The 24,791-nt window shown below is 57.2% G+C and carries 22 protein-coding genes and 1 tRNA gene; 5 read left to right on the forward strand and 18 right to left on the reverse strand.

Features of this window, described 5'->3' with window-relative positions:
* Window positions 1-110 precede the first annotated feature (110 nt).
* Window positions 111-977 carry an NAD(P)-dependent methylenetetrahydromethanopterin dehydrogenase gene (locus M9Q49_RS13105; protein WP_254509201.1) on the reverse strand — a complete coding sequence of 289 codons (867 nt, stop codon included), beginning with the start codon at window positions 975-977 and terminating at the stop codon, window positions 111-113.
* 101 nt (window positions 978-1,078) lie between these two features.
* Complete coding sequence (gene fae, locus M9Q49_RS13110; protein ID WP_254509202.1) at window positions 1,079-1,576, reverse strand: formaldehyde-activating enzyme; 498 nt, start codon at window positions 1,574-1,576, stop codon at window positions 1,079-1,081.
* A gap of 241 nt (window positions 1,577-1,817) precedes the next feature.
* On the opposite strand from fae, the gene M9Q49_RS13115 reads away from it, so the two are divergent.
* Window positions 1,818-1,892, forward strand: a tRNA-Pro gene (locus tag M9Q49_RS13115).
* Here M9Q49_RS13115 and M9Q49_RS13120 read toward each other — a convergent pair.
* The gene (locus M9Q49_RS13120) at window positions 1,874-3,964 is read right to left on the reverse strand and encodes a recombinase family protein (protein ID WP_254509203.1); all 2,091 of its coding nucleotides are present in this window, start codon (window positions 3,962-3,964) and stop codon (window positions 1,874-1,876) included. The two genes, M9Q49_RS13115 and M9Q49_RS13120, sit on opposite strands and share 19 nt — an antisense overlap.
* A gap of 1,185 nt (window positions 3,965-5,149) precedes the next feature.
* On the opposite strand from M9Q49_RS13120, the gene M9Q49_RS13125 reads away from it, so the two are divergent.
* Window positions 5,150-6,400, forward strand: a complete 1,251-nt coding sequence (locus tag M9Q49_RS13125) for a hypothetical protein (RefSeq protein ID WP_254509204.1) — start codon at window positions 5,150-5,152, stop codon at window positions 6,398-6,400.
* A 458-nt stretch (window positions 6,401-6,858) separates the two neighbouring features.
* On the opposite strand, the gene M9Q49_RS13130 is transcribed toward M9Q49_RS13125, so the two are convergent.
* The 3 genes from M9Q49_RS13130 to M9Q49_RS13140 form a co-directional block, all read right to left on the reverse strand.
* Window positions 6,859-7,440, reverse strand: a complete 582-nt coding sequence (locus M9Q49_RS13130; protein WP_254509205.1) for a sensor histidine kinase — start codon at window positions 7,438-7,440, stop codon at window positions 6,859-6,861.
* Between the two features lie 5 nt (window positions 7,441-7,445).
* A complete protein-coding gene (locus tag M9Q49_RS13135; RefSeq protein WP_254509206.1) occupies window positions 7,446-8,042 on the reverse strand; it encodes an RsbRD N-terminal domain-containing protein in 597 nt (198 codons plus the stop codon).
* Between the two features lie 512 nt (window positions 8,043-8,554).
* Entirely contained in the window at window positions 8,555-9,796 is a 1,242-nt protein-coding gene (locus M9Q49_RS13140; RefSeq protein WP_254509207.1) for an SDR family oxidoreductase, read from the reverse strand.
* Between the two features lie 310 nt (window positions 9,797-10,106).
* Here M9Q49_RS13140 and M9Q49_RS13145 point away from each other — a divergent pair, with 310 nt between their 5' ends.
* The gene (locus tag M9Q49_RS13145) at window positions 10,107-10,682 is read left to right on the forward strand and encodes a PAS domain S-box protein (RefSeq protein WP_254509208.1); all 576 of its coding nucleotides are present in this window, start codon (window positions 10,107-10,109) and stop codon (window positions 10,680-10,682) included.
* A 549-nt stretch (window positions 10,683-11,231) separates the two neighbouring features.
* Here M9Q49_RS13145 and M9Q49_RS13150 read toward each other — a convergent pair.
* The 3 genes from M9Q49_RS13150 to M9Q49_RS13160 all read right to left on the reverse strand — a co-directional run bounded on the left by M9Q49_RS13150 (window position 11,232) and on the right by M9Q49_RS13160 (window position 13,331).
* A complete protein-coding gene (locus M9Q49_RS13150; protein ID WP_254509209.1) occupies window positions 11,232-11,621 on the reverse strand; it encodes an Hsp20/alpha crystallin family protein in 390 nt (129 codons plus the stop codon).
* Between the two features lie 52 nt (window positions 11,622-11,673).
* A complete protein-coding gene (locus tag M9Q49_RS13155) occupies window positions 11,674-12,111 on the reverse strand; it encodes an Hsp20/alpha crystallin family protein (protein ID WP_254509210.1) in 438 nt (145 codons plus the stop codon).
* A gap of 311 nt (window positions 12,112-12,422) precedes the next feature.
* Window positions 12,423-13,331 (reverse strand): metallophosphoesterase, encoded by a 909-nt coding sequence (locus M9Q49_RS13160; RefSeq protein WP_254509211.1) that lies wholly within the window; start codon window positions 13,329-13,331, stop codon window positions 12,423-12,425.
* A 340-nt stretch (window positions 13,332-13,671) separates the two neighbouring features.
* Between M9Q49_RS13160 and M9Q49_RS13165 the strand changes: the two genes are divergently transcribed.
* A complete protein-coding gene (locus M9Q49_RS13165) occupies window positions 13,672-13,977 on the forward strand; it encodes a hypothetical protein (protein WP_254509213.1) in 306 nt (101 codons plus the stop codon).
* A 37-nt stretch (window positions 13,978-14,014) separates the two neighbouring features.
* Here M9Q49_RS13165 and M9Q49_RS13170 read toward each other — a convergent pair whose 3' ends face one another.
* On the reverse strand, window positions 14,015-14,578 hold the full coding sequence (locus M9Q49_RS13170; protein ID WP_254509214.1) for a flavodoxin family protein: 564 nt from the start codon (window positions 14,576-14,578) through the stop codon (window positions 14,015-14,017).
* Window positions 14,579-14,878: 300 nt separating this feature from the next.
* On the opposite strand from M9Q49_RS13170, the gene M9Q49_RS13175 reads away from it, so the two are divergent.
* On the forward strand, window positions 14,879-15,421 hold the full coding sequence (locus M9Q49_RS13175) for a BLUF domain-containing protein (protein WP_254509215.1): 543 nt from the start codon (window positions 14,879-14,881) through the stop codon (window positions 15,419-15,421).
* 30 nt (window positions 15,422-15,451) lie between these two features.
* Here M9Q49_RS13175 and uvrA read toward each other — a convergent pair whose 3' ends face one another.
* The 8 genes from uvrA to M9Q49_RS13215 form a co-directional block, all read right to left on the reverse strand.
* Window positions 15,452-17,623, reverse strand: coding sequence for an excinuclease ABC subunit UvrA (uvrA, locus tag M9Q49_RS13180; protein ID WP_254509216.1), 2,172 nt, complete (start codon window positions 17,621-17,623; stop codon window positions 15,452-15,454).
* A gap of 380 nt (window positions 17,624-18,003) precedes the next feature.
* A complete protein-coding gene (locus M9Q49_RS13185) occupies window positions 18,004-19,179 on the reverse strand; it encodes an NADH:flavin oxidoreductase/NADH oxidase (protein ID WP_254509217.1) in 1,176 nt (391 codons plus the stop codon).
* 106 nt (window positions 19,180-19,285) lie between these two features.
* Window positions 19,286-19,945, reverse strand: coding sequence for a TMEM175 family protein (locus M9Q49_RS13190; RefSeq protein ID WP_254509218.1), 660 nt, complete (start codon window positions 19,943-19,945; stop codon window positions 19,286-19,288).
* Between the two features lie 112 nt (window positions 19,946-20,057).
* Entirely contained in the window at window positions 20,058-20,891 is an 834-nt protein-coding gene (locus M9Q49_RS13195; protein WP_254509219.1) for an aldo/keto reductase, read from the reverse strand.
* A 109-nt stretch (window positions 20,892-21,000) separates the two neighbouring features.
* Complete coding sequence (locus tag M9Q49_RS13200) at window positions 21,001-22,347, reverse strand: restriction endonuclease subunit S (protein ID WP_254509220.1); 1,347 nt, start codon at window positions 22,345-22,347, stop codon at window positions 21,001-21,003.
* Window positions 22,298-22,864: a restriction endonuclease subunit S gene (locus M9Q49_RS13205; protein WP_254509221.1), complete on the reverse strand. Its 567-nt coding sequence runs from the start codon at window positions 22,862-22,864 to the stop codon at window positions 22,298-22,300. The genes M9Q49_RS13200 and M9Q49_RS13205 overlap by 50 nt, the downstream gene beginning before the upstream one ends.
* Window positions 22,861-23,562 (reverse strand): HsdM family class I SAM-dependent methyltransferase, encoded by a 702-nt coding sequence (locus M9Q49_RS13210; RefSeq protein WP_390843960.1) that lies wholly within the window; start codon window positions 23,560-23,562, stop codon window positions 22,861-22,863. Before M9Q49_RS13210 ends, M9Q49_RS13205 begins: the two co-directional genes overlap by 4 nt.
* Window positions 23,559-24,368 carry an N-6 DNA methylase gene (locus M9Q49_RS13215; protein ID WP_254509222.1) on the reverse strand — a complete coding sequence of 270 codons (810 nt, stop codon included), beginning with the start codon at window positions 24,366-24,368 and terminating at the stop codon, window positions 23,559-23,561. Before M9Q49_RS13215 ends, M9Q49_RS13210 begins: the two co-directional genes overlap by 4 nt.
* Window positions 24,369-24,791 lie beyond the last annotated feature (423 nt).

The raw sequence follows: 24,791 nt of genomic DNA on the forward strand, positions 1-24,791 counted from the left end.
CTGGATCATCGAATCGATCACGTCAATGTCGACTGAAACGCAATGAAGTTGCCTAGAGCAAACCGCCGATGCGCGCAAAGAGCCGCGTAAGTTGGCGCGAACGGCTGCAACTATTGCAACTGCTGGCCGAGCGAAAAAATTTCCTCGGCGTCGAGCACGAGGCTATTCGCGGTAAAGAGTTGTTGGATGGCGGCGCGGTGGATTTTCATCTTCGTGCCGCCGACGCCGAAGGCGCCGTAGCAGATCACGCCTGCCCGATCTGCGGCCTTATCGCCAGCGTCGATTCCCGCAATGCCGACGGGAGGGACCGCGTTGAGGTCGATGGCAACTTTCAAGGAATTGGCCGCGTTGAGATTTTCGTGCGACATGAGTTCCACACCAGCAGCGCCGGCGGCGATCACCAGTTGCGAACCGGCAATTGCTGATTGAACTTCGGACGAATTGCTGGTTTGCAAGGCCGCGAGGTTCGCCTGTGGCAGCTTTTTGCGAATGGTTTCGCAAACGTCGGCAGCACGATCAACCGAACGTGAAGCAAGTTTTACTGACGCGCCTTGGCCCGCCAGCAGTCGCGCAACGCGCTGTCCCACAGGCCCCGTTGCAGCTAATACGGTCGCGGTTGTCTCGGCCAAATTCAGATGCCGCGCCGCAGCAATGACTGCAGCTGCAGCCGTTGTGTTCGCGCCGTTTGCATCCAGCAGCACCGAAACCCGCATCGGTCCGAAGAAGCAATCTTTCACCGCGGCGAGCAGTTCCTCGCCACGGGTCACATTACTGCCACCAATGAAGATGGCAGTTTGATGCAAATCCTGCGGCCCGCGCGTGAACATCGCGCCGTGCGTGAGATCGCGAACCTGCGTCAGTTCGATCCCGCCGTATTGCAGCAGCTGATCGACACCCGCGTCGATAGCGACCACCGCGTCAAAGACGCTGGCGTGAGTGTCGCTATCGAATTGCAGCAGGATTTTGGGTTTGGTCATCGGCACACGTAGGGTGGGTCGAAGGAACTCCTAAGACCCACCATTTGCGCAGCTTGGTGGGCCTCGCGGAGTGACCGCTCGACCCACCCTACGGCATTAACTTAGAAACCGCGGAACGGGTGAGCGGCAGCTTCCTTACCGGCGATCATTTCGTCGACGGTGGGCTTGCCGGTCATCGCGTTGGCGATTGAGAGCATCGTGGCGTCGTAGTTGTACTTGTAGATCTTCTTGTCGTCGTTGGCGGCCGGGTGAATGAACACACCGCAGACGATGACGAGATCTTCGGCCTTGCCCTTCGGAATCACGCCATTGGCGACCGAGTCGGCCACGGCCTTGGCCACGGCGGCTTGAGCTGGGCCGAACATCTGGACGGCTTGCTTCATACCCTTGATGGTGACCTTGGTAATCATCACGGTCGCTGGCTTGACGGCCAAGTTCGGCGTGAGAACGGCCAGCAGATTGTTGTGGCCGGCGCTTTGGGTGGCGAGAGCATTGGCGAACGCGTTACCCACCGGACCGTCTTTGCTGCCGATGAGCAAATCGATGTGCGCAATTTCATTCCCTTCTCCCGACAATCCTTCGCCAATGAACATCGACATGCGTTTTCTCCCAAGCAATGTGGTTGATAGATCAGTTCCGTTGCAATCGCGAAAGGGTACCAGACCAACGCTCAATTGCAACTGGTCTGGCCGGTGAGATGCATCGACGGGAGTGATCTCGTCCAACTCGCCGCACGCCATCCGAAACGGCCGCGAACCCGCATTGCAACGGCCGCCCACATATGGGATATTCCTGGCTTGGCGAGTGAACCTGAAACGAGTTTTCGGGTCCATTCTTCATCGGGGTGTAGCGTAACCTGGCTAGCGCGTCTGCATGGGGTGCAGAAGGTTGCAGGTTCAAATCCTGTCACCCCGACTCACCTTTGTGAACGAAACGCCCTCGTGGCGGCATAAAGGAACGTCAACTGAAGCCGTTGGTGGCGAAGTAATATCTTCACCACCAACGGCTTTTGTGCTTTTCGGTAGTTCGGCTGGAGAATCTTCCGCCGGGTTCCGTGATTCTTCGGAACTGGAACTGTGTTGGCAATTGTCTTTGCCATGAAGTGGTATTGGGTACGGTGTGGAACCGAAGTAGAGAGCGCCGCCAGCGAGCCGACGGACTTTCCGCTTCTTACCCTTGATTCCCTCTACGAAGTTGAGCCCGGCACGCATATTCATCAACTTGATAATGTCGATCAGTTGCTGGCGGGCGTTTGGGTCGGCCAGTACCTGTTTGAACTGATCGAGCAAGTGCATGGCTGCCTCCACTCCGCCGTCAACGTCGCGTTGATGTGGAACGGTCAGTGAAGACTCGCGGATGCACGCATCAACGTCCGCTAATTCGGTATTGATCGCCGCAATTTGCTGCGTGACCATTTGCCGAATCTGGTCGTCGGGGGCCAAGGCAAAATTCCGGCCGGCCATCTGCAGGTCGCGTTGCAATTGCGACTTGCGGATCTCCAGTCCGGCCAACTCATTTTGGGCAAGCAAAGCGGCTTGAGGCGGTCCGGCATCGACGAACTGCTCCAGTCTCTTGCGAATCTTTTCTCTGCCGCCAGCAACGTCGATCAATTGGCGCATATACCCAGTCGCCATGGCCAGCAAGGCTTCGCCGTCAACCTCGTTGTTGCTGCAATCGGAACCAGATGTTCGCATGTATCGGCTACAAACATAAACTCGTTTGCCGCCGTGTTCGCGACCGTACATGATCGCGCCGCAACCGTCCGTCAGGTCTACGACTCGTGTGGAAAGCGGATACTTTGTAAGGTCTTTGGCCCTAGGAATCCCGCGTTGGCTTTTACCTCGCTCTTCGGTTTGACGCTGAATCTCCTGCCACTTGGCAGGGTCGTACAGTGGCTCAATCTGGATGCTCCGCTTGATGAGTTTCTCGTCCGAGTTTTTCACTAGGCGAATCGCATTTTCGTCGAGGCGGTCTGACTCGTTGAGAATCCGGTGTTTGTCGCCGTCGAAGCGGCGAAATTTGCCCTCGCTTCGCTTGCCGTAATCTTGCATGCCGATGATGGCGGCATTGTCACAGAGATCAAGAACCGTCGTGTGGTTCCATTTCCCAGTGACGTAGTGCCTGACGCCCTGGTCCTTCCGCGTACGACCTGCGTTTGGACTAGGGATGCTAGCTTTGTTCAAGTGATTTGCAATGCGTTTGCCTCCCCATCCTTGGTGCTTAAGTTCAAGGATGAGTAACCATACCCGAATCTTTGCTTCGTCCTTGGGTTTAATCCGTACATGACAGCCGGGCTGGCGTACGACTTTCCCCTTCGGCAATTCCTCGAGTTCCTTGCCATTGCTGTCCACGAGCACACGAATAAAGCCGTATGGCGGAACGCCGCCAGTGCGAAAGCCATCCATCGCCCGATTGCGATGGCCGTCAAGCACGCGTTCAGCGAGCGCGATGAGAAACTCACCGCTTTGGTAGTATTCGACGTACATCTGCATATCGTCGGCAATGTCTGGACGGCCTCGTTCACGTGGCGGCGCAATTCGGTTGCTGAGGACGAGCGTCACGCCGGCCTCCCGGACGCGACGTTCGAGGCTCATCATTTCGCTGGCGTCTTCCGGGCGAGCAAGGCGGTCCCGACGATAGGCGAAGATGTGTGAAATGGATTTGTTCTTGGTCGCATCCGCCAACAAAGCACAGAATCCAGTTCGATTGAGGTCCGATCCGGTCACGGCATCGTCGATACGGAGAGACTTGTAGGAGTTCATGCCGCAGGCCAGCATGTGATGTAAGTCCTTGATCGAAGCGTCAACATGGACTTTCAAATCCGCCGCCTGCTGCAGAGCCCAGTTCAACTGGGTTTCCATGCTCGCTTCCTGGCGATTGCTACTGCGGCGAATGTAGATCAGGCCTTCGTTTTGATTGCGTACTGGCAATTTATCCCTCAGTTTCTGCAAGATGTCGGTTGTCCCAAAGTAGGCGGGCGAACGCATCGAACAGCAAGTCGACGTCAAGTTCGTCCGAGCGGATGGGTGTTCCGAGGATTCGGTGGGCATCCCACACCGACTCCTCAAACCACACCCGTGCAAGGTCCTGCTGCAGGGCCGTAGGCACCCAAGCGGGATTGGGATCGGATAATCGATCGAGTGCCTGGCAAAGCACTTGGTTCCACATTGGGTAATTTCGGAGCCGCTCCGGAACCGAGCCGGAGAGTTGCCAACTTCGCAGTTCGAGTGCCGCGCCAGCGTCCAGCAAATAGCTCGGCGGCCAATTTATTGACCGTTGAATACGCGCAAGACGGCTCGACTCTCGAAGGAATACCGCGGTCACGTCGGCCCAATACTCGGACCTGCGATGATACGCAACGATGACCGACCGAATTGTAGCGAGTTGATCAGCGGTCAAGTTGGAAACTTCCGTGCTCATACGATGTCAGTCGCTGGCTTCAAGAGTAAGGGGTCAGAAGTCGCTGCCTTAGCTCGAATGGCCCAAGTTGGTATACGGAGAGCGAGGCCGACGATTCCTTTCCGTCGTCCGCACTGAGGAGTAGGTTTTCGTGCCAGCCGGAAAGCGGAACTAGGGGCCGACACAGCCATCCGTAAAGCTATTTTTAGCTTTATCGGGCGGTTGTCAAGCGACGCGTACAGTCGCAGCGAGAGATGCCGCTGGTTATTGCGAGCGATAAGCGTAGTCAGGGCCGCCGCTACTTAATAACGGCTGTTTTCCTGGCATATCTTCCTGATGGTCGGTTAGGTCTTCGCGCACTTTCGTCGTGGCTGGCACGCTGCTCGCCTCAGCGCTCGGGCCGCCGTTCTTGGAGTCTACTTCAGCCGCGATACGCGTTTGCCTACTTCTCGATGCGGCCGCCTGCCGCGAAGCCTGACAGCTTCTTCGTTACCGTCGTCCGCCGCATGTTCGAGAAGCCAATGCCGTTGCTGATCACGTATAGGGGAAACCTAGTCAAACGCCGACGTCGAATCGGCGATCGCCTGCAACTTTCTTTCTTCGGTCCAGTTTCGGGCCAACGTGGCGATCGATTGTTGGTCACTCAAGAGCAGTGGCAGCAATTCGGTCGCGTTCAATTTGTCACGCCATCTGGGAAACCTGACGCCCGACGGATGTCAGTTTCCTAGCCCTATTACGTCTGTGTCGGATTTCCATTCAAGAGAGGAATGCACATGTCGAATGCCAATTCTGGTTGTCAACTGAGCTACAACACGCGCAAGTTGATTTCTCAATTCTATGCCCAGCAAATCCCCGAGGATCGCTGGGAGCCAATGGCTGATTGCGTGGGTCTTACTTTTCGACCGGGGGGATTCGCCAACAGCTTTTCAGCGCGAAGTATCCTTCCGGCTGGAACGGCTGTTATGGTTCAACTGCAATACGAGTTGGAGAATGACCGCACGGGAAGACGGCGGCTACGAATCCCTTTGAAGGGAATCCGGGGCCGAGACCTTCCCGACGGCGGAGTGTCCTATGATGGCCAGCCTCCCTGCGTGCAGGTCGATTTATCTTGGCGGCCGCGCGCTGGTGCACGCGGGCGAACCATTGATCCCGAGCGCAATCCGAGCCTGCTCGAGACATCGCTTCGCATCGACAAGGCCTGCCAACGCGCGGCTAACCAGCGCAGGAAACTGCCGGCGGTACCTTGTTATCCGCGCGTCCTTCTAAGCATTACTGAGAACCAGTTACCGCACTACCAGGACTCTCCGAGGCTGCGCGTTCTTGCGGCGCGGAAGTTAGGTGAACCGGTCCACACGCTCGGCAGAAATGGAGACGTTCTCCTGGAAAGGCTTCTGAAAGAGACATGGGACAACTCAATTCTTACGCCCGACAACCCAAGGAACTGGACGGGCACATACCTTGTCGAGGCTGCCTTGTGCCCCACGATGCGGAGCTTTGTTCGTATCTACGAGGATTTCAGCGACCTTTTGGGAGAACCCGTATTCAATCCTGCTCGATCGGTTGCATTCGAGCAGTACGCAAATCCGGCGAAGGGAGTCTTGAAGGAAATGGGACTTGGTGACAACCCTGACCTAAATCAACCTTTCAGTGACGAAACCGTCGCGCGAATGGTTGACTTGATGCGCACGCATCTGGCAGATCAATCGTTGCTCTTCACCGAGGGAGACTTGTTTGACGGATTGACCGAACATCACCTTCCTCTTATCGCGTGGAGTAGCTTACTGCCGAAGTTACGTGCGCAACTCAGCGTTCATTCCAATGAATGCTGCATGGACGACGACCTGAAACTGGCTGCACGGCGACCAGCAGAAGCGCTGTGGCTTCGGCATGCCTGCCGTGTTCAGGTCGTCAAGCGTCGGCCGATTGCGGCGCTAGATAGTGCGACTTCGTTGATCCGTGTCGAACCACAGTCCAACCGTAACGAGTCTGGGTGCGGTGAGGGGGTACCAGAAATAGCTTGCTGATAACTGGTCTTGCTCGATCAATCGGTCACAAGGCAAGACAGGGCCGTCCCATCAGGGGCGGCCCTGCGAGCCTTTTTTTTAGCTATTCCAACCTCGAAGCATTCTCTTTCCGCGTGCCGTCGCTAATCCTATTTATCTCGGCGTCGTCTCGTGGCGTTTGAGCAGAACTTCTTTGCAGCGTGGCCGGCTTGCAGGCATGCTAAGGACGATGTGACCGAAGCAGTTTGGAGCCGACATAACCGACGGACCAAATTCTTCCACTTGGTTGCCGCAGCTATCAGACCAAGCCCGAGTGACACACTACGCAACGCATGTGAATTTGACCCTCAGTTTTCAATCCCGCGTGAGCAACGCCATAGAACAGCAACTGCCATGCCTCTTCTAGCTTTAATCGATATTTCGTCGACTTCTGCGATCTGGTGCCTAACGCCGACAACGAATTGCCGTCTCAGACTCATTCACATCTTGTCGATATGAGCAGCATCGAGGATTGGCTGCCCGATTTTCATGGCGGACTGTCGGGGGAGGCGAATGGTAAACGACGTGCCGTTTTCCGCAGTTGAAGCCACGTCGATACGTCCGCCATGGGATTTGGCGACTTCTCGGGCAATATATAGCCCCATCCCGATGCTGCCCGGTCGATTGCTTCTTGGCCGTTCAGCACTGGAGCCGCGGATGAGCGGATCGAATATCTTGGGAAGCTCGCCTGAAGGAATCGGCTCGCCGCCGTTGTGAACGTCGATAACGACGAATGCCTCCTCGCCACGGAGCGAAAGTGTAATGGGAAAATCAGGTGAGCCATGCTGGAGGGCATTTCCTATCAAGTTTGAGACAGCCTGTCGGATGCGATCAGAATCCCATAGGCCATTCAGATTGCCCTCGGCTTGGAGGTCGATCCTTCGGTCAGGGTGGCCGGATTTGAACTCTGCAATCAGTTCTTGGGCCAGTGCGGCTAGGTCTAGCGGCGCAGGGTTAACGGGCATACCCGCGCCCAGCCGAGTACGCGTGTAGTCAAGCAGGTCGCTGATCATCCGTTCCATCACCGTCACACTTCGGGTGATCCGATGGCTGCATGCCAGGGCTTCGGCGGATCGTTCACCAAGAGCGGCACCATATGGGCTGTCACTCCGATGGAGTTAAGTGGATTACGCAAGTCGTGGCTGAGGATGGCGAGAAACATGTCGCGGGCTTGGTCGACTCGCTTGGTGTAGCTGGCTACCGCTTTAGAGAGGGACTGGTCGATCGATTCATTGAACCGGGTCAGATCATCTACATCACGCTCATCTGCGCCGGGAGCGCTATCGTGCCAAAGCTGAAGTACGCTGGCGCGCAAAGCGCGGTACTCGCTCATCACTTCCAGCATGTCAAATCCCAGGCTAAGACGATCGACCGCGTGGGCATCAGATGCGCCGTCGAGGGCATCGTTTTCACGCGGCTCTTCCTGCCCCTTCGATTTCTTTGCCCGCTCCGCCACGGTCTGGGGCAACTTCATGTCCCGCGCGGTAGCCTGCAGGATTTGCCCGGCATGGTCGCGCAGGGTGAGTTGGTCAAGATGCTCGCCAGCGCCGATGCTCCGTGCGAAGACTTCCCAGCCAGTCAGGATAGGCTCAACGTTCGACAGGATGAAATCAGCGAGCCGCATTCAATACTCCGGGACAGTTTTTCATTCTCACTTCCAGCGAGACGAACTGTCCACTTTATTGGACAACCTGTCCACTTTATTGGACAACGCAACGTATTGTACGCCCCACCGCCACTGCCTCACAGCGTGCCTTAAGCGGTTAATCTCAGGCCGGTTGTCGAAGCGCGGACCCAATCTGTTGATTGTCTTCTCGCGAGCTACAGTCGGCTCCCCGCGATGTACACCAAGACTCCGTACCAATGGCAGAGACTTCCGCCGATTACGGCGAGGTGCTAGAGGCCGTGACTGTGGTTTTCCCGATTATCCCAGCGATGAAAAATGGTTTCCGCGCTATAACAAACTCCACCGGCGAAAACCGTTCCCGAAGCGGCCAAGGGAAGAGAAGGAAGGAGGGCTGCCATCGGTATCAGAGCTAACCAGCCAAGCAGCAAGTACGACCAGAGGGTGGCTGAATCGATACGGTGGGCGAGCACCAACTTCGACACAGTGCCCACAGCAAGAACGTCCTGGCCCTATGGGATCAACTTCTCGCGGCGCAGCCGGTCGAATAGATCGGTAAAGCTGTCGAGAGTAGGCTGGTAATCCGTGAACCCGAGCCGGCGGCTGTGAGCCATGTCCGCCATTACCTCCATCGGACGACCGAGGTCGGCGTCGGTGTGCCACGCTGAGACTAGACGGCCCAAGTCAGGTTCGACCAGCCCGTGCTTCCGTACCAGTTCTACCCACGGTTCGGCATCCGACTTCATCTGTGCTTCCAGAGGCGTCGCACTGCCAGGGTAAGGTACGGCTTGCACCCCGAAGTACGAGGCCAGTCGCGGCCACAGCCACCGCCAGCGGAACAGGTCGCCATTAACGATGTTGAACGCCCGATTGGCGGCCGCGGGCGTCGTTGCAGCCCACGCGAGTTGGCTGGCCAACAATCGGGCATCGGTCACGTCGGTCAGCCCGTTCCACTGCTGCGGAGAGCCGGGAAACAGAAATGGGCGACCGAGGTGCTTGCATAGGGATGCGTAGACGGCCAGAGTCACGCCCATGTTCATCGCGTTCCCGATCGCGTACCCGATGATCGTATGCGGTCTGTGGACGGTCCACGCGAATCCGTCGCGGGCGCCGCCTGCGAACACCTCATCTTCTTGTGCGTAATAGAAGTTCTCGACCGCAAGCCGCTTCTCATCTTCTCGGAATGGCGTATCGGGCAGGTTTCCCTTCCCGTATGACTCAAACGGCCCAAGGTAGTGCTTTAGGCCGGTGACCAGGGCGACGTGCCGCACGCTGCCGGAAGTGCGGACAGCATCGAGGAGGTTGCGGACCATCGCCGAGTTGACCCGGATGTTCTCGGCTTCGGTGTCGTGCCGCATCCAGGTGCTGAAAAACACATGGGTGAACTCTTGGCCCGCCAGCGCTGCGGCGAGTGAGTCCGGCTTGAGCAGGTCGGCCGCGACCGGGCGTAGTCCTTGCGGGTGTGCAACTGCCTTCCGGGCGAGTCCAGCGACCGACCACCCGTCGGCGAGAAGGCGGTTAGCAAGGTTATTACCGACGATGCCGGTGGACCCGACGATGAGCGCGCGATGCGGTGTAGTCGCTGACATTTTCACCCGGTACCTGAGGAGGCCGTTTCGACCGGACCACATGGCCAGCACGGAAAACGATTTCTGGAATTGCATGTTCGCCTTCTCGAAGTAGGCGATGTTGCCCGTGAGAGCCGCTGCGACCGCTGGCTTTTCGCGCAACTCTGGTTGCTTATCAACCAGCACCTTGAATCGGTGTTCCCGGTACGGGCCGCCGGCAGATGCATCTTCCAGCGACCATCAAGAATTGCAACCCCTGCATTCTCGTTACTCGTCTTCCACAAGAGTGGCTTCTTGCGCTCGTGCGTCCGTTCACCCAGCCAGGCGGGCGCTGCCCGCAGACTTCTCTCACACCGTTTGCTGTGGTACCCTCGGCAGATCGAAAATCTGAACGCCTGCCTTGAAATGGAACTTTGGCATCCCAACTTGCATCGAGGTATCGTACTGGCATGCAAGTGCTTTACCGGATGTGACCTGACCCGACCGGAGGAGCGGTATGGAACATGCGTCCCGACATCCAATGGAATTGGAGTTGCAGGAGCGAGTTCAGGAACCCAGCCTCACTCAAGAGCGACTGCGTTCGGCCCTCAAGCATTCGAGTCACGCAATAGTCAGCACGGACTCTGATGGTGTCATCCGTGCTTTCAATCCGGCCGCCGAGAGGTTGTTCGGCTACGCCTATCAAGACGCCATTGGTCGCAACATCTCACTTGTATTGTCTGAACCGCTGCACGCGGGATTCGACACTTTTCCGACAAGTCACTTGATTGCCAGCCAAACTAGAGAAGTCGTCGGGCGCCGAAACGATGGCTCGACCTTCGCAGCGGAGTTGACAGTTGGCGTGTCGCTTTCTAGCAATCGACAAACTTTTACCGGTTCTGTCCGTGATATCACCCACGAGCAACAACAGGCGAAAGTCAGAGATGCGATGCTCTCTCGCCTTTATTCCGAGAAGGTGCCCCTCGCCTATGTCCTCTTCGGCCCCGACTTCCGCGTCGCAGACTGGAACCTCGCGAAATCTGGCAGATCGCCGTTTCTCTCCAGATCTGACCTTAGCTGCCGTATCTTTTGAAGCAAACGGGCGTGGTCAAGCCTCAGCTTTTCAACACGTGTGGGGACGGAACCTAGTGCAAGGTCTAGTTCCGCGAACAGTCCTCGTTCACCTTCGGCGGACGCGATGTGCCGTTGTAAGCTCTTCTCAACCTCGCTTAACTCGCTCGCTGCTCTATTCGCCCATACTCGCTCCCGACCCGGCGCCGGTGACGCCAGCGCGGCCTCAAGTCGATGAATGCATTCGATCAAGTCGTCGTGTTCCAGCCTTGTCCGTTCTGAGAGTTCTACTTGGTACGAGTGAATTACAGGCAATCGTTTTTCGTGGTTCGGCTTGAGTGACATGATGGTGCCTCCATAGCGACGGCGAGCGCAGAGTCGCGCTCGCCACGACTCGAATCTCTTTTGATCTACGTGCGGGATGATCCGTACCCCGCCAACGTGGAATCGATGAGGGTAAGGTTGGGAACGAACCACCGCCCGGAGAATGCTGGCCACACGATCATCAGCGGCACAGTACGGTGATAGAATTCCGGCCTTCGCCTCATCGATTCCAGCGGCGAAGCGCTTGTTACCCGCTCTTCACGGCAATCCGTCGCGGCAGCACGCTAGGATGCTTGGGCAATGTTAGCTCAAGCACGCCGTCCTTTAGGACTGCATCGATGCGGTCGCCGTCGATACCTTTATCCAGCGAAAAGCTGCGGTAGTAGTCGCCGATGCCGTACTCCTGCGCCCAATACTCAACCTCATCCTGCCGCGGCGGTGCCTTCCCCCAGATTTGCAGCTCGCCATCCTTGTATTGAATTTCGAGATGTTCGGAGGAGACGCCTGGCAGATCACCCGTCAGATGGAAGGCGGTTTCGTCTTCCCAGATGTCAAATCGCGGAGTGTAAGTCAGCGTCGAGCGCTCGTTGTTAGTGAAATCTTGGGTTTGTCGAACTTGTGTGGTTGTGTTGGACATGATTCTGTTCTCCTGTTTACAAACGATGTCTTGTCGAGGTCAGTTGGCTTACTTATCCCTTCGCGACCTCGATGCGGCGCGGCTGGCTCTTCGCCGCCTTGGGCAACGTGATGAGCAGCACGCCGTCCTTGAAGTTGGCCAAAACCTGGTCTTCCTGCACAGGCTCGGGAAGCATGATCTGCCGTTCGAACGAGCCGAAGCCGCGCTCGCGGCGGATCCATTTTCGTTGTTCGCGCTGCTCGTCGATGGTGCGTGAACCTTGAATCGTCAGGACCTGGCCATCCGTCAGGCTGATGTTCAGCGAGTCCGCAGCGAAGCCAGGGAGTTCCGCTTCGACATAGTAATTTGCCTCATCGTTCCAGCCATTCAGAGGCGGGAAATTCGAGTGCGAATACGATGGACGAGCCGCCCGGCTCAGCTCATCGATGAGACTGAAGGAACGCTGCATCTCGCCCAGCAATTCCAGCGGTGAAACACGATTCAGCAACATTGTACATTCCTCCTTTCGAGATCGATTTGAAACGAATGAAAACTGGCTGACCGTCGGTGAACAACCGGCTTCGGTAGATACCGCTCAAGCGGTGAAGCCGGTGACCGACGAGATTGTCAGCCGATGTCTGATTGACATTTTCATGCCTTTAATCGGCAAGAAAGCAACGGCCGTGCCAAACCAATGTGGGCAAGCGAAAGGCTTTGGGCCGAAATGATTTGCGCAAAATCAACGGCAGAAGAGCGCAGAGCCCACTGGCATGCACTGTCATTTTGACTCAGCGAGTTGGCTTACGACGCCGCAACTCAGCGTTACTCGGCCGCTTGCCGGCTAATCCGCTTTTCGAACTGGTAACGCCACTCCCACTGAACATCCTTGAGTAGAGCTGGATCACGCTTTACCTGATAAGCCAGACGCAGCCGATCGGCGGAAACCTCGACGACAAAGAAACCCTTCTCAGTTTGCCCTGTGTTCACCACGTCGAGAAATTTCTCCTCACCCTCTGACTTCCATTTGCGCACGCCGGTCCCCGTGTGACCGTGTAGATAAGTGATCACGTTGTAGGGCTTCACGGCGCGGTAAAACTCAGACCAGTCTTCGACCACCCACCAATCCGTATCGAACCCGCAGTGCGCCATGATGACTACCGGCCGGCCACTGTCGCCCACCGTTGCGGCCAAGTCTTCTTTGACGAAGGTCAACGCGTCCTGCGGATCGTGCCAGGGGAGCGAATAGCGCACCTTGGCATTTTGCTTGTCCGCGGGATAAAGATTGGCCTGAACGAAATGAACGTCATTCCAATCCCACGAGTAATGCAGGCCGTTCGGTGACACGCGGGAGATTAGCTTATTTTCCAGACGCAGCTGATTCCGCCGTTTGATCTCCGTCTGCACGCTCACGCGCTGCTTAATGTACTTTTCCGGCGGACCATCGTGATTGCCCCAGCCTTCAAAGACGGGGAACTTCAGCGCCCCGTCAGTCCCGTCCAATCCGAAGTGGTCGGCGAAGTGCTTCCACTCGATGTCGGTCTGGCCATTCTTGTCACCGTCATCGATCAGATCTCCCAGCGCCAGCACGCCGCGCGGCTTGCCGATCAGTCCGCCCCCTAGTTTGTCTGGCCAAGCCTCGCCGGGAAGCGTATTCATTCGTTCGATCGTGATCAGGTTGCGATCGTTTCGCTCGACGCGCTCGATGGCTTCGTAATGAGAATCCGAAGTCACGAAAAACGTCAGGGGCTCTGTCGGCTGCGCTGCCCCAACAGCAGCGAACCAGATGAAGCAGAGCGATAAGAGCCTGCGCGAAAGAACTGGGAACTGGGTCATATCCGAAGACTCTCGTGATGAGTTTCAAGTGACTACGAGGGGAAGGCTGGAGTGTGCGCCGAGCCCATCAGCGGCATTGTAAACAGAACGCAGATCCTAGTTCACGGCGACGGATTACTTTAAAAAGTCAGTGCTTCCGATTTAGGTGCGGCGAACCTATGTTCAAGTCGGAATGTGGCGCACAGCCAGACACTTTTCCAAAGACCTATTCACTGGCTCCCGAACAAGGGATCAAAACATGCCAAAAGTTTATTGGGGGTTGATTGCCGGCATTGTGTTTGGCGCGGTTTCGGTTGCGATGATGCTGCCAATGCCATTTCCCGACAAGACTGCCGCACTGCTGGGAGCTTTCCTCAACCGCTTCGGCATTGGGTTGGTAATTGGCTGCGTGAAACTCCCCTGGCCGGGCTGGGCAATCGGCCTCGCCTTCGGTCTGCTGCTGAGTCTGCCCGAGGCGATTATCACCAAGGCTTACGCGCCGATCTTGATTGTCGGGAGTATTGGCGGCCTGCTGATCGGCGGGCTGGTTCATGGGTGGCGGTAGGTCATTTCTCCTCGCCGCGAGTTTGCGATGCGCAGCGTCACTTTCCCAGGTCCCTGAATCGTTCGTAGGACTGATTCAGTGGGTGCGTTTCCTTTCTCCCTTCAATCATCGTCGCGCTCCACTCGGCCAGACGCAAACCAAGTCGGCGACAGGCATTCAGTTCCCGATCTTCCTTCGGTTGTCCAGCGACAATGGCGCCGTAATGAGCCGAGAACTTGACGCCGGTATAATCGGTCAAGCCAAAGACGAGGAAGCCGTAATTGATCAGAATGGACATCAGCGCCATACACGTCCACTCCTGACCGCCACCCCAAGCTCCAGCCGAACTGAACACGCAGCCAATCTTCCCATCGCGTTTTCCCCAATTCTCGATGGGTTGCTCATCCCACCACCGTTTCATCTGCCAGCTAACGCTGCCGTAGTTGGTGGGCGATCCCAGAGCGATCCCATCACACCATTCCAGGTCGCGGTGATCGGCCTCGGAAGTGTTCTTCAGACGAACCTCTGAGCAATCAACTTGCAGCGCGCCTTCCGCGACGAGTTCAGCCATCCGCCGGGTATTACCAGTGTTGGAGTGGTAGAGCACCAGGATCTTGGCCATTGCAGTTTGTCCTGCCGAATCGGAAAGAAATTGGTCGAAGTGTATCGAGTCATGACGGAAGCTTGGGCAAGCTCCTGGGATTCTTCAACAGAATAGCAGTCGCTAAGTGGCCCCCACCATGTGCCTAGACCGGTGGATAACCAAAGTCCGATTATGCCGACAATTCGGCCTTGTTTGTTTGCTCGCGGGTGAATGCAATTCGGCAACGTCACGTTTGGTTCGAGGTCTGGCCTATGCTTTCGGAGTACGATGAGTCGTCAGCGGCTCTCGGTAGTTTCCGGAGATCAAAGGGGCCAGCTTGTGATCAGTAATTCCATTCAAACAACCACACTTGGGCAAGGGAACTCAATCGGGGCGACGAATCCAGCAAAGCACGCCACGGCAAGACTTTGGCAGTTGATCTACCTGAGCGTCAGCAAATACGACTTTCCAGAACCCGAGCTGCGGTCGCTACTCGCCAAAGCTAGACAAAATAATCAGCGGCTCGACGTGACCGGGATGCTTTTGTATCGCGAGCGTTGCTTTATGCAGGTCCTGGAAGGCCAGTGCTCGGTTGTCGAATCGCTTTTTAAAAAGATTGGCCAGGATCCGCGTCACGAGGAAGTTTCGATACTAATGAGCGGACAAATTCCTGAACGGAGCTTTGGCGACTGGCGGATGGGTTTTGTCAATGTCCATCAGGCCCAGACGCTTCCCGGTTTTACCGACTTCTTCGGACCGGAGTTTTCGCTGAAGATGTTCGCTCACAATGGGACCTTCGCCAGGAACACACTGCTCACATTCCGCGACTACCGCTGGCGGCAGGACGGTGACGGTAGCCCGCTTGCAAAGCGTGGCTGTTAGCAGATTGTGGACATCAACTAACTCACCATCTCAGTTGCGCTTGAGATGAGCAGCGAGATACGCTGCCGTGCGGCTCCCTTTGGCCTGGGCAACGTCAGCTGGCGTACCTGTGGCGACGACCCGCCCACCTTCGTCGCCAGCGCCTGGTCCCATGTCGATCACCCAATCGCTGCTGGCGACAACGCGCATTTCATGCTCTACCACGATCACCGTATTGCCGGCATCGACCAACCCCTGCAACTGCATGACTAGCTTGTCGATATCGGCTGCATGCAGACCCGTGGTGGGTTCGTCCAGGATGTAAAGGCTGTTGCCCCGACTCGCACGCTGCAGTTCGGTCGCCAGCTTGATCCGTTGGGCCTCTCCGCCGGACAACTCTGTCGCCGGCTGCCCCAGCCTCAAGTATCCCAGGCCAACTTGCAGCAATGTCTGCAACGCGCGGAGGAGCAGAGGGTCTTCCGCAAAAAACTCCGCTGCTGCCGCGACGGTCATCTGTAAGACATCGGCAATCGTTTGACCGCGCAGCTTGATCTCCAGCGTCTTGGCGTTGTATCGCGCGCCATGACAGGTTGGACAAGGAGCGTAAACGCTCGGCAGGAACAAAAGTTCCACGAACACGAAGCCTTCACCTTGACAGGTCTCGCAACGTCCCTTCGCCACATTGAACGAAAACCGGCCCGCATCGTAATGGCGGTTGCGAGCTGCTTTGGTGGCAGCAAACTGTTTGCGGACCTGATCGAACAGTCCGGTATAGGTCGCCAGGTTGGAACGTGGCGTCCGGCCAATCGGCTTTTGATCAACCGTTACCAGGCGGGAGATCCGCTCCAGGCCCTCCGTGATTCGGCCTCCAATATCTTCGGCACGCAACTCCACCTCATCGTCTTGCTCCGCGCGGGCGACGTGATGCCCGAGATGTCGCGCCACTAGCTCCACGAGAACCTGGCTCACCAGGCTGGACTTGCCCGAGCCGGAGACCCCGGTAACCGAGGTCAGAACGCCGAGTGGGATCTGAAGGTCGAGGTTGCGCACATTGTTGTGCGTGACTCCTTGCAGTCGAAGATGTCCCGCCGCGCTCCGCACCGCTCGCGGCTGCATCTGAGCCCGGCGAAAAAGATAGCGCGCGGTATGCGACTCCGTGACCTTCGCCAAACCGGGCGGCGGACCGCTGTAGAGAATTCTTCCGCCGTGTTCCCCCGCCTCGGGTCCGACATCGACAATCCAATCCGCCCGCCCGATGACATCCAGGTCATGTTCGACGACAAACAGAGAATTGCCGGCCGTCTTCAAACCTTCTAGTGCGGTCAACAGCGCTTCCGTATCAGCTGGATGCAGTCCCGCCGACGGCTCGTCGAGCACATACACCACGCCGAACAGATTCGAGCGAACTTGCGTGGCGAGTCGCAGTCGCTGGAGTTCTCCGGGCGAGAGAGTGGGAGTGCTGCGATCAAGGGACAGATAACCGAGCCCCAGGTCCAGCATCACTGCTAACCGGCTTTGCAGATCGCGGGTAATGCGTTCGACAACCACCGCCTTCTCGGGATGCTCGGTCGCTAGTTGACGCCAACCGGAAGCGGTTCCCTCGCAATAGGGCTCAAGCATTTGCGCCAAACGCTTGAGCGGGAGTTGCGACAACTCGGCAATATCCAGGCCGGCAAACTTAACCCCGAGTGATTCCGGCTGCAGGCGTTTACCGTGACAAGTTGGGCATTCGCTGCTGACCAGGTATTGCGCCACTCGTTTTTTCATCGCCGCGCTTTCCGTGGTGGCAAACGTCTGCAGGACATAACGCCTTGCACTCGTGAAGGTCCCTTGATAACTGGGCTCCTCTTTGCGCTTGCGAGCCTGGCGAACCTCCTGCAAATTGAAGCCGGCGTACACCGGAACCGTCGGTTGCTCCTCGGTGAATAGCAACCAGTCGCGATCCTTGCGCGCGAGCTGTCGCCAAGGGACGTCGATGTCGAAGCCGAGCGTCGTGACGATGTCGCGCAGATTCTGGCCATGCCACGCCGGCGGCCAGGCCGCAATCGCTCGCTCTCGAATCGTCAAGCGATCATCCGGAACCATCGAAGCTTCGGTAGCGTCGTACACCCGGCCCAAGCCGTGACAGGTTTTGCAAGCCCCAGCGGGTGTGTTGGCCGAAAACGCTTCCGCATCGAGGTGTGGCTGATTTCGCGGATAGTCGCCCGCTCGCGAGTACAGCATACGGAGCAAATTCGAGAGGGTCGTGACACTCCCGACTGACGAACGCGTCGTGGGTGAACCTCTCTGCTGCTGAAGGGCCACAGCCGGGGGCAGGCCTTCGATTTCATCAAACTGCGGCACGCCCAGCTGATGAAACAGTCTCCGTGCATAAGGCGCGACTGACTCTAAGTAGCGACGTTGCGCCTCCGCGTACAACGTGCCAAAAGCCAAGGAAGACTTTCCCGATCCCGAGATGCCGGTGAAGACGACGAGCTGATGGCGAGGTATATCGACATCAACGTTCTTTAGATTGTGCTCGCGAGCTCCACGAACTCGGACGAATCCAGTAGGTGAGGCCTGCGGTGGCTGCTCATGCTTTGAATGCTTCACGACAGTTCGGACTACTTCGCCCGCCTTTTGACCGCGTATCCGTATGGGATCGGCCATGACGGCTCTTCCCCGAGTTCAGACTGAGCTTTCAGTGCCCAATACGGTTCCCGCAACAGTTCGCGGGCGATGAATACCAGATCGGCATCGCCACCCGTGATGATTTCGTTGGCGTAAGCGGCCTCGGTAATCAGCCCCACGGCTCCCGTCATGATCCCGGCTTCGTCCCGAATCTGTCGGGCCAGCGGCACTTGGTAGCCCGCGCCGACTGGAATACGCGCCTTCGGACTCAGCGCGCCGCTGGATACATCGATCAAATCGATTCCTAAACCTTTGAGGCCCGCCGCCAACACCACAGACTGCGCCGCATCCCAGCCACCCTCTATCCAGTCAGTCGCCGAGATTCGCACGAGTACCGGCAGATCAGCAGGCACAAGCGCCCGAACTCGACCGGCCACACGAAGCGTTAGTCGCATGCGGTTCTCCAGACTGCCGCCGTAGTCATCGGTGCGGTGGTTGCTCAACGGAGATAGGAACTCGTGCAGCAAGTAACCGTGTGCGGCATGCACTTCGATCACCTGGAAACCCGCGGCCAAAGCGCGTCGCGTTGCGTCCTCGAACGCACCCACAACGCCGCTAATGCCGGCTTCATCCAATTCAGACGGCGGTGGATCACCCTCATAGAACGGGATCGGGCTGGGTGCCACGGGGGTCCAGCCTCCGGCCGCAGGTTTCAATTGAGTTCCACCCAGCCACGGTGGTTCGCAACTCGCCTTTCGCCCCGCATGAGCCAATTGAATTCCTGCGATCGCGCCCTGCGACTGTACGAAGCGAGCTATGCGGGCGAGCGGCTCAACGTGCTGTTCGCTCCAGATGCCCATATCCTTGGGAGTGATGCGACCCTCAGCCGTAACGGCTGTCGCCTCCACCACGACGAGTCCGACCCCGCCCGCCGCTCGGCTGCCGAGGTGGACCAGGTGCCAATCGTTGGCTAACCCATCGTCAGCGCTGTACTGACACATCGGCGACATCACGATCCGATTCCGGAAGGACACGCCTCGGATCGTCAGCGGACTGAGCAGATCGATGTCGGGCACCTCCCGATCATGGTCCACGCCCGATGGGCAACCGTGCGCCGTTCCCAAACGATTCGTGACGGGGAAGTCGCCCGGGTGATTTTCAGTAGCCATGTGTCATTCCCCAGAATGTGCGAGTCAATTCGCGATGATTAGGATCCGCCGCCGTGCGCGTCGATTGCCCCGGCACGCATTGTTTTCTGTACGATTGCGGGGCTGCTCATTGCTTAGGTCCTTCGCCGAATCCGGGAATGTGGTGGGAGCCTACGATCAATCGTTCGGCAACCCGGGGAAGAGCGAAGAAGACATATAACATCAGGACGGGAATTAGACTTAGCCGTACGCTCCAAAATGCCACGAGCAGTGCCGAAAGATGCAAGAGCGGAGCCACAGCGTGCTCGATGCTGAGCGCCCTCAACAGTCGGGCGTCTAAGCAGTCCTCGATCAGGCCGCACCGGATGGCATAGTGCCAAACGGCATTGTAGCTCACCGAGGTGAGCAGCAGCACTCCGTAGAACACCATTGCCGCCGTACGCTCTCCATCTTTGCCAATGTGTTCGGCCAAGAGCGCGGTGGAAAAGGGCTGCAAGGCAATTCCCATCAGAAACATCAGATTGAGGATTAGCATCATGTGGTTCGTTCGGCGAACGTAGTTGAACATGTCGTGGTGGGCCGCCCAGGAAATGCCGATGAAGAGAAACGAGACCGCAAACGCAAGGTACGACGGCCACTGTTGGACAAGTGCTTCGAGCAACGTCGTGCCGCTTAGAACATCGGCGCGAGGCGCTTTTAAGTCGACCGAAAGCAACGTCGCAGCAATTGCGATTACCGCATCGCTAAAATACTCCAGGCGTTCAGTTTCTCTTTGGGGATTGACCATTGCGGTATCTCTCAGGCGTGCATTGCCGACCGAGCGATTTACTCCACGTCATTCTTTCTAGGGTTTATCTGCATCGGTGTTTCATTCCGTTGTTCGAGAATCGGACGGCGAATCAAAGCATTTCAAGCGGCCGAGGCCCTGTCGGCGGCGGGAACAGGCGATCCAACTCGGCAAGCTGCGGCGCCGTCAGCGGATGGTCGAGCGCGCCGAGATTCTCCTTCAATCGCTCACGGCGGCTTGTCTTCGGAATGACGATGACATCGTCCTTGGCAAGCAGCCAGGCGAGTGCGGCCTGCGCCGGCGTCATACCGTGCCGCGTCGCGAAATCGGCCAGTTTCGGGTTGTGGGAGAGTCTGGCCTGCTCGATGGGCGAATAGGCCATGACCGGAACGTGCTTTGCGCGGAGCCACGGCAGCAAGTCCCATTCGATGCCGCGGCGCGCAAGATTGTAGAGCAGTTGGTCAGTCGCCACGGCCGGGCCTCCGGGAACCGACCATAGCTCCTGCATGTCCGCAAGATCCAGGTTGCTGATGCCGTAATGCCGAATCTTGCCGGCCCTTTGCAGCGCCAGGAAGGCTTCCATCGTCTCGGCCAGAGGCGCTTCGCCACGCCAATGTAGGAGATAAAGGTCGAGCCGGTCGATATTCAGTCGATACAGGCTACGCTCGCAGGCGGCGACGGCTGCCTGGCGGGACGCATTCTGCGGATAGACCTTGCTCACCATGAAAACCTCATCACGTCTTCCGTTGATCGCCTCGGCAATGAGTTGCTCCGACTGACCCTCGCCATACATCTCGGCTGTGTCGATGAGGGTGAGGCCCAGGTCAAGACCGAGCCGCAGGGTGGCAATCTCTTCTGCTCGAGTTGCCGAATGCTCCCCCAGGTGCCACGTGCCCTGGCCGAGAGCCGGCACACGCTCACCCGATGGCAGTAGAACTGTCTTCATGCGCTGGTCCCCAAAGGTTTCTGCGGAAGTTATCCCGGAAGCTTAGCCGCGAGGACATCGACCTTCTCGATGGTGGGCGGCTGCGCAAACAGCTCGGAACCCTGCGCGTTCAAGGCAGCAGCAATCCATCAAGCAATAGATTATTCCATGCCGCGAACACGGTTGCCACAATTTCTGCCTGCTGCACGCTCATTGTTACCATCCATTGCAACAATCCCTCGACCGCTTCCAAATGGCTCCCTAATGCCGCACGAGTCTTTTCAATGTGACGATCGAACCCTGTCAGTTTGCTGACTTGATACTTGCCGCTGGACGTTCGCTTGAAATCAAAGAATTTGGCCATGCGGGCTCGATGCTCAACCTTCGTCAGGTGGTTGAAATCATTGGGGCCGGCGGCATCCTTCACGGGTGTGCGTCCCAGTTCGATCCCTAGCCGAGCCTCGATCATGTGGGCAATCTTCTCGGCCTTCACATGGGTGAACTCGCCGACCTTCCCGGCCACTTCATGAGATTTGCAGGACATCGCGAGAATGCCTGCGTGCAGATCGGTTGTGCTGATGCCCGCGATCTCGATTGGGAAAGTTGACAGCGGATTGGCTGCGACGACTACTCGCTCGTCCCGCATCAACTGCCCGTTGAACGCCTGATGCAGCAGCGACCTCTTCAACGCGTCGAGGGCGGCGAGCTTTTGCTCGTACACCACCCGTAGTCGTTCGACGCCCGATCGAGCGGCATCCAGTACTGACACGATCCGCTGTTGCTCCGCATTCGGTGGAAACGCCAATGGCAAGCTGCGAAGTTTAGAGCCCTTCATTCCGACTGCCGCTGCGCCGGTCGCGTTGAGTTTGACAAGGTTCTGGAACGGTCGCGACAAAATGAAGTATAGAAAGAACTTGGTGTTCAGTGGACAAATCGGCTGAAGCGTGATCGTACGTTGAGCCAACGCGAACCGATCACTTCGATCGTTTAACGCGGCGAAGCCCATCGTATGTCCTTCGGTTACAAAGAAGATGTCGCCGGGCATCGGATAGCCTCGGACCATCCATTTCTTGTAAGCCTCTTCAGACATGTACTCGACTGGCTCGTCGGACAGATAGCCACGCTTAATGTTTTTCGCTGTGATAAGTCGCTTGCCGCTAGTGGTCTTTTTCGGCGTCTTTCCGCGATAGTCGATGAGCCTAAAGATCTCGTCGATCGCGACGAGTTCCCATTTCTCGGGTACCATTGATCGCAAAGAATCCCGCCCTTTTGTCGGTTCGCTCTTGCGGTTTACTTTGTAGTCGATCGCTTTGATTTCCTGCTGCAGATTTCTGCAATCTTCCGCGGCGGCGTCGTGCGGCAGCGTTGACCGCATGTCCTTGGTGAGAAGGCCAAGAGCGGCTTGCTCGATGAGCTTTTCGAGAAACTCATCGGCGTTGCGGAGGTTTTTTTTCGGTGTTGGCCTTGGCGGTTGCAATGTCTACGAACGCTTCGTCAAGGATGCCGACGATCCGCTGTTGTTCGGGGAGGGGAGGAATCGGAACAGGAAATTGCTTCAAGTCATCAAACTTGAGGTTGTTAATGTTCGCTCCGTCCGAGAGCCCATCAATAAATTCTTTATACTCCCCTGAAGTCATCAGGTGGAATAGATAGCGAGGTAAGATTGACGCTCTCGGCGTGATCATTCCCATGAAGCCGCCGAACGCGTAACCGTAGTCCTGGTCGATGTACGCAATCTTTCCGAGATGACTCTTGCTGCCGCTCGCCGTGCAAACTATGAGCGAGCCAAGTTTTACTTTCTTGGCAGCCGGGACGTCGACCGTGTCGCTGATGTAACGCAGCTCAGCGAAGGTGAGCAAGTTAGTGTTTAAGTCAACGTTCGTCGCTCGTAGCACAACGTTGCCCGACAGGTTGACCTCATCGCCTTTCGCGTACGTCAAACCGCGCTGAAACTCGCAGACGTCACCGAGCGTTATGATTGGCCACGTGTTCACAGCCGCCCCCGAATTTCCGCCAGCACTTCTGCGCTCTCGGCGTCCAGCGCCGCGATCTCGTCTATGATTTCCAGCGGCGTGCGGTGGGTGATCGCTTCGCCGCCGTTGGGGTTTTTGACGGAGAGGTCGAAGGTGGCCAGGTCGAGGGACTTGGCGTCGATCGACCACGACTTGTCCGAGTCCTTCTGCTTCGGCTGGAGCTTGAGGAAGTCGGCAAGGTCGTCGTCGTTGAGCGGGTTGGTCTTCCCCATGTTGCGGCCGGGGTCGAGCTGGTAGCACCAGATCTTTTTCGTCGGCGCGCCCTTGTCGAAGAAGAGCACGACGGTTTTCACGCCGGCGCCTAGGAACGTTCCGCTGGGACAGTCGAGGATGGTGTGCAGCTCGCACGATTCGAGCAGCATCTTCCGCAGGCTGACGCTGGCGTTGTCGGTGTTGCTGAGGAACGTGTTCTTGATAACGATCGCCCCCCGGCCGCCGGCCTTTAGCATCTTGATGAAGTGCTGCAGGAACAGATACGCCGTCTCGCCGGTACGGATCGGGAAGTTCTGCTGCACCTCGGCCCGCTCTTTGCCGCCAAACGGCGGGTTGGCGAGGATGACGTCGAAGCGATGCTTTTCCTGGATGTCGCCCAGATTTTCGGTAAGCGTATTTGTGTGAATGATCTCTGGCGCCTCGATGCCGTGCAGGATCATGTTCATGATCGCGATGACGTAGGCCAGCGACTTCTTTTCTTTGCGACGAACGTCTTCTCTTGCAGCGTTTTGATGTCTTTGGTCGTCAACCCTTTCTTGCTCTGCAGATAAGCGAATGCTTCGCACAAGAATCCCGCGCTGCCGCACGCGCCGTCATAAATCCGTTCGCCGATGGTCGGTGCGACCACTTGCACCATCGCCCGAATGAGCGGCCGCGGCGTGTAATACTCGCCGCCGTTTCGGCCGGCGTTCCCCATGTTCTTGATCTTGGCTTCGTACAGGTGCGAAAGCTCGTGCTTCTCGGCATGTGATCCAAAACGCAGTTCATCAATATGGTCGATGATCTCGCGGAGGTTGTACCCGCTTTGAATGCGATTCTTGATCTCACCAAAAATCTCGCCGATCTTGTACTCGATCGTGTTCGGTCCGCTGGCCTTCTGCTTGAAGCCTTGCAGGTACGGAAACAGCTTGCGATTGACGAACTCCGTGAGGTCATCCCCGACGAGCGTTTTGTTGTGATCGATCTGGCCGCTCTTATCCTTCGGCGCAGCCCATGTTTCCCAGCGATAGGGCTTGTCAAGGATCGAGCTGTACTTCTTGCCCTCTAGCGCCGCCTCGTCCGCTTTTTCGCGTTCCAACGCGTCGAGGTACTTCAGGAACAACAGCCAAGAGGATTGCTCGGTGTAGTCGAGCTCGGTCGTGCAACCTGCTTCCTTGCGCAGAACGTCATCAATGTTGCGGAAGGCTTGTTCGAACATAAGCGAGAAACGATCGGAGTTGCCTGGCGGGCCGTGTGCGAGAGGGACAAGCATAACCGCTGCCGGTGCGACACAAAAGCGCACTGAGTGCCGGTCGTGCTAGCCCCTCGGATTTTGATCGAGCGCCGGAGCGAGGATAGGTGGTACCTGGAATTCGGAGGCCGGGGGAGGTCTGGTAAAAATTCCGGCGACCTCGAAAAAAACGTAGCGACTGTTTTCAGTCCCCGGGACTGCAAGAGGTGCCTCGACTTGGCTGCCGCGGATTGCCTTGGTGCAGGGTGACACGACGCTACGTAAACGATCCGCGATTGGCAACCGCCCGCTGCTCGCTTGGTTTCGATTTGTTCTGGAGGATGCTGCGTTCCCCAATCTGGTCGCTTCGATTGTGTAAACAGTGGATATTCCGCTCTCGACGATCGCGTTTTGCGGGAAAGTCGGTGGTGGCTTTACCTCACAATGCGCAACACGTGAGTTTTA

The sequence above is a fragment of the Anatilimnocola floriformis genome, from assembly GCF_024256385.1.
GTDB lineage: Bacteria > Planctomycetota > Planctomycetia > Pirellulales > Pirellulaceae > Anatilimnocola > Anatilimnocola floriformis.